This is a genomic window from Frankia sp. CcMO1, from assembly GCF_977945845.1.
This window is the reverse complement of sequence record NZ_CDWTMG010000371.1, coordinates 1-3,134: the sequence shown is the minus strand read 5'-3', so window position 1 is coordinate 3,134 and position 3,134 is coordinate 1. Positions and strand designations below refer to the sequence as shown.

The 3,134-nt window shown below is 69.6% G+C and carries 3 protein-coding genes; 2 read left to right on the top strand and 1 reads right to left on the bottom strand.

Annotation, left to right across the window (positions count from 1 at the left end; translation table 11 throughout):
- Together AC08OU_RS23975 and AC08OU_RS23970 are read left to right on the top strand one after the other, a co-directional pair.
- Positions 1–706, top strand: a 706-nt coding sequence (locus AC08OU_RS23975) for a glycosyltransferase family protein (RefSeq protein ID WP_476605884.1), incomplete at its 5' end; no start/stop codon positions are given.
- Between the two features lie 52 nt (positions 707–758).
- Complete coding sequence (locus AC08OU_RS23970; protein ID WP_476601103.1) at positions 759–1,853, top strand: EamA/RhaT family transporter; 1,095 nt, start codon at positions 759–761, stop codon at positions 1,851–1,853.
- A 193-nt stretch (positions 1,854–2,046) separates the two neighbouring features.
- Here AC08OU_RS23970 and AC08OU_RS23965 read toward each other — a convergent pair whose 3' ends face one another.
- Complete coding sequence (locus AC08OU_RS23965) at positions 2,047–2,205, bottom strand: hypothetical protein (protein WP_023840144.1); 159 nt, start codon at positions 2,203–2,205, stop codon at positions 2,047–2,049.
- Positions 2,206–3,134 lie beyond the last annotated feature (929 nt).

Genomic DNA, 3,134 nt, shown 5'->3' with positions numbered 1-3,134 from the left:
GTTCTCCACCGATTGCTGCGTGCACCGGCTGTGGGTACACGACAACACCGACCTTTACCTGGTCACCTCGCGGACCGCCGCCCGGTACGTGCGGCGGTTCTCGCCGAACGCGCTGATCTCGGTGGTCCCGACCCCGGTCCGGGAACCCTTCTACGACCCGCCGACTCAGGAGGAGGCGCGGGCCGCGCTCGGTATCCCCGCGGACGCTCCCTGCGTGCTGCTGATGTCCGGCTCCTGGGGGCTGGGACCGTTGGTGGAGGGTGCCGCGGCCATGGCCGCGGCGGGCATCTACGTGCTTGCGGTGGCCGGCCGCAACCAGCGGTTGGCCGCGCGGTTGACGGCTCTGTCGGAACGGCAGCACAAGGTCATCCCGTTCGGCTTTACCGATCGCGTCCCGGCGCTGATGGCGGCGAGCGACCTGGTCGTCACGTCGTCCGGGGACACCTGCAGCGAGGCTCGGGTGATCGGACGGGACCTGCTGCTCATCGACGTGGTGCCGGGGCATGGCCGGGATAACCTTCAGAAGGAACTCGAGCGAGGTCGTGCCGAGGTGACGAACACCGACCCGGTGTCGTTGACCAGATCCGCGCTCGCGTGCCTTGACCGGGTCAAGCCACCGTCGGACCGGGTGGCGATCGGCCCGCACGCGTGGGAGCAGGCATTCGGGGCGGCTCTGGCGCAGATCGGTTTCGGCGCGGACTGGTGAGGCAAACCCACGGTTCGGGACGGATCCTGAGGGCCATGATGTTGGATGGGACATGAGCAGAGCCCTGGTGATCGGTCTGCCGACCGCGGTCGTCTCGGCGGCTCTCTACGGGATCGCGCCGCTCGTCCAGGCCCGTGCTGCCCGCCGGGAGGAGGAGAGCTCGGGGCTGGGGCTTGCGCTGCTGGCCCGCCTGGTGCTGCGCCCCCTGTGGCTGATCGGCCTTGCCGTGGAGGCGGGCTCGTTCCTGCTGGAGGTGTATGCCCTGTCCGTGGCCCCGGTGGCGATGGTCGCCCCGGTGATGGCTCTCGACATGATCGTCTTCACTCTGCTGGCGCAGCGGGTGCTCGGCGAGAACATCAGCCTGACCGGCTGGCTGGGCGTGGTCGCGATGGTCGGCGGTATCGGCCTGCTCGCCTTCGCCTTCACGCACCGAGCGGAGGTCGGCAGCTCGGCCAGCACCGATGTCCTGCTGGCCTTCCTCGTCCTCGGTCTGATCTTTGCGCTGCTCTGCGCGTCCCTCGCCAACCTGGCCGTGGTGCGGGACATGGTCGCGGGCGCCGCGTTCGGATTCGGGGCCGCGGCCGGGGTCAGCTACGCCATCGCCACGCTGGCGACCCGCCAGATCGGCCTGGCGGTGAACGAACGACGGGAGGGGCAGTCCACGCTGGTGGACCTGCTCACCACCCCGACGCCCTACGTCCTCGTGCTGTTCTCCGTGCTGGCGCTCGGTCTTCAGCAGCGTGGCCTGCAGGGGCGCGCCGCCGTCATCGCCTTCCCGGTGACCAGCGGGGTCTCCGCCTTCCTGCCGGTGACCCTGGGCCTGACGCTGTTCAACGAGCCGGCGCCCGACGGTGTCCGCCGCGTGGCGTTCATCGTCGCGATGGTGCTGGTCGCGGCCGGAATCGCCGCTCTCGGCCGCGATCGGATGGCGGCAGACCGGTCCGTGGACGAATTTGAGAGCGTGCTGCGGCCCACCCCCGACGACCGCCGATTGGAGGACGGCGTCGTCCCCCTGGACGGCCGGCCGGAGGTGGTCGAGCCGTCGGATGCGGAGCCGGGGCAGTCGGCGAGGGCCCGGGACGAAGCAGCTTCTATCGCTCGTACTGGCACGGTTGTTTACCGTAGCGGCATGTCGAAGAACTTATAGTGATGCGCCGCGTGCTTTCGGTGAGATAGTCGTCGTGGCCGGCCGCTCGGGTTCACCCCCCGATCGCCCGGGCGCCCGGCCGTCTCCCGCTTGCCCGCCTTGCACGTTCCCCGCGTCGCGCATCCGGTCGAGGTTTCCTCCGGTCGGGTCGTCGAGACGCCGCCAGCCGCATCTCGACGACCCGACTGGCTCGTCAGACCCCGAACCGCTGGAGGGCCTTGCGCACCCGCAGGTTCGCCTGCGCGAAGGAGATCTTTCCGTCCACGTAGGCCGACAGCGCCGCGCGGCGGACACGCTCGACGCGCTGATCTTCAATCGGAGTGTTGAGTAGGTTGGTCGTGGCGGTGGCCACGGCAATCACCTCCCAGTGGCAGGGAAACAGGGCACTGCAACTCGCGGGTGACCTCGGACGGCACACCGGACCGGAAGGCGGGGAACGAGGCGACGATGCCTCGGCCGATCCTTTCGACGTGAGGTCGATCCGAGATCGGAGATGAGCAGATGGATCTGGAGAGCGGGCGGACGCTGCGCTGCGCCGCCTCGCTAGGAGGGCGAGGGGATGGCGGCTCCGCGCTCCGCCCGCCCCGGCTGACCGAGGACCCGGGCAGGTGCGTTATGGCGCCGCACGCGGGTAGCCGTATTGCCACATATGGTCACAGCGACTGCCCTCCTCCGCGTTGGGCGGGCGCTCGACGCCCGCGTGGCCCGTCCCGGTCGGGTGGAGGTGACCAGACGCCGACCCGCCGGGCTGTGACGGGAGACCGCAGGTGCCTTGTCACCCGATCGCCTCGCGGCGAGTGACGCACTGCCGTATCCACATCACGTTACAGCCATGTAACGACCGCGACGGGACGAACGCCCGGACAACGAAGCCCGACCGAACATCTATAAGAGTGCGCGACCGGGAGGCATTGCGCAAGAGCCAACCGGCTCGTGGCGAGGCTTCCTGAACAGGCATCTCGGCCCCTCGGCCGGTGGAACGATGCCGTTGATCGAATCGTCTCCGCCTGGCGGGTCCGGCCCGGCGCCGGTCCTGGTCCCAGTCTGAAACACCAGGGCGGTGCATCCTGGCCCGGGCATCCCGGCCCGGGTAGGGGTTGACCGAGGATCATCCGGTCACCGGCGTGATCGGCGGGGTTACGGCCACCGGAGCGATATGCATCGAACCGTGGAGGAGAGTCGAAAGCGGCGGGCCCGGTCCCGGTCGCGACGTACCGGAGCGACCGGGACCGGGCCGAGGCCGACCAGCGGCGATCTCGTTCTTTTCCGATGGGATTTTTC

What these genes read in the sequence shown, in the direction of transcription:
- AC08OU_RS23970 (WP_476601103.1), top strand. Translation starts at nt 759, where the DNA reads ATGAGCAGAGCCCTGGTGATCGGTCTGCCGACCGCGGTCGTCTCGGCG.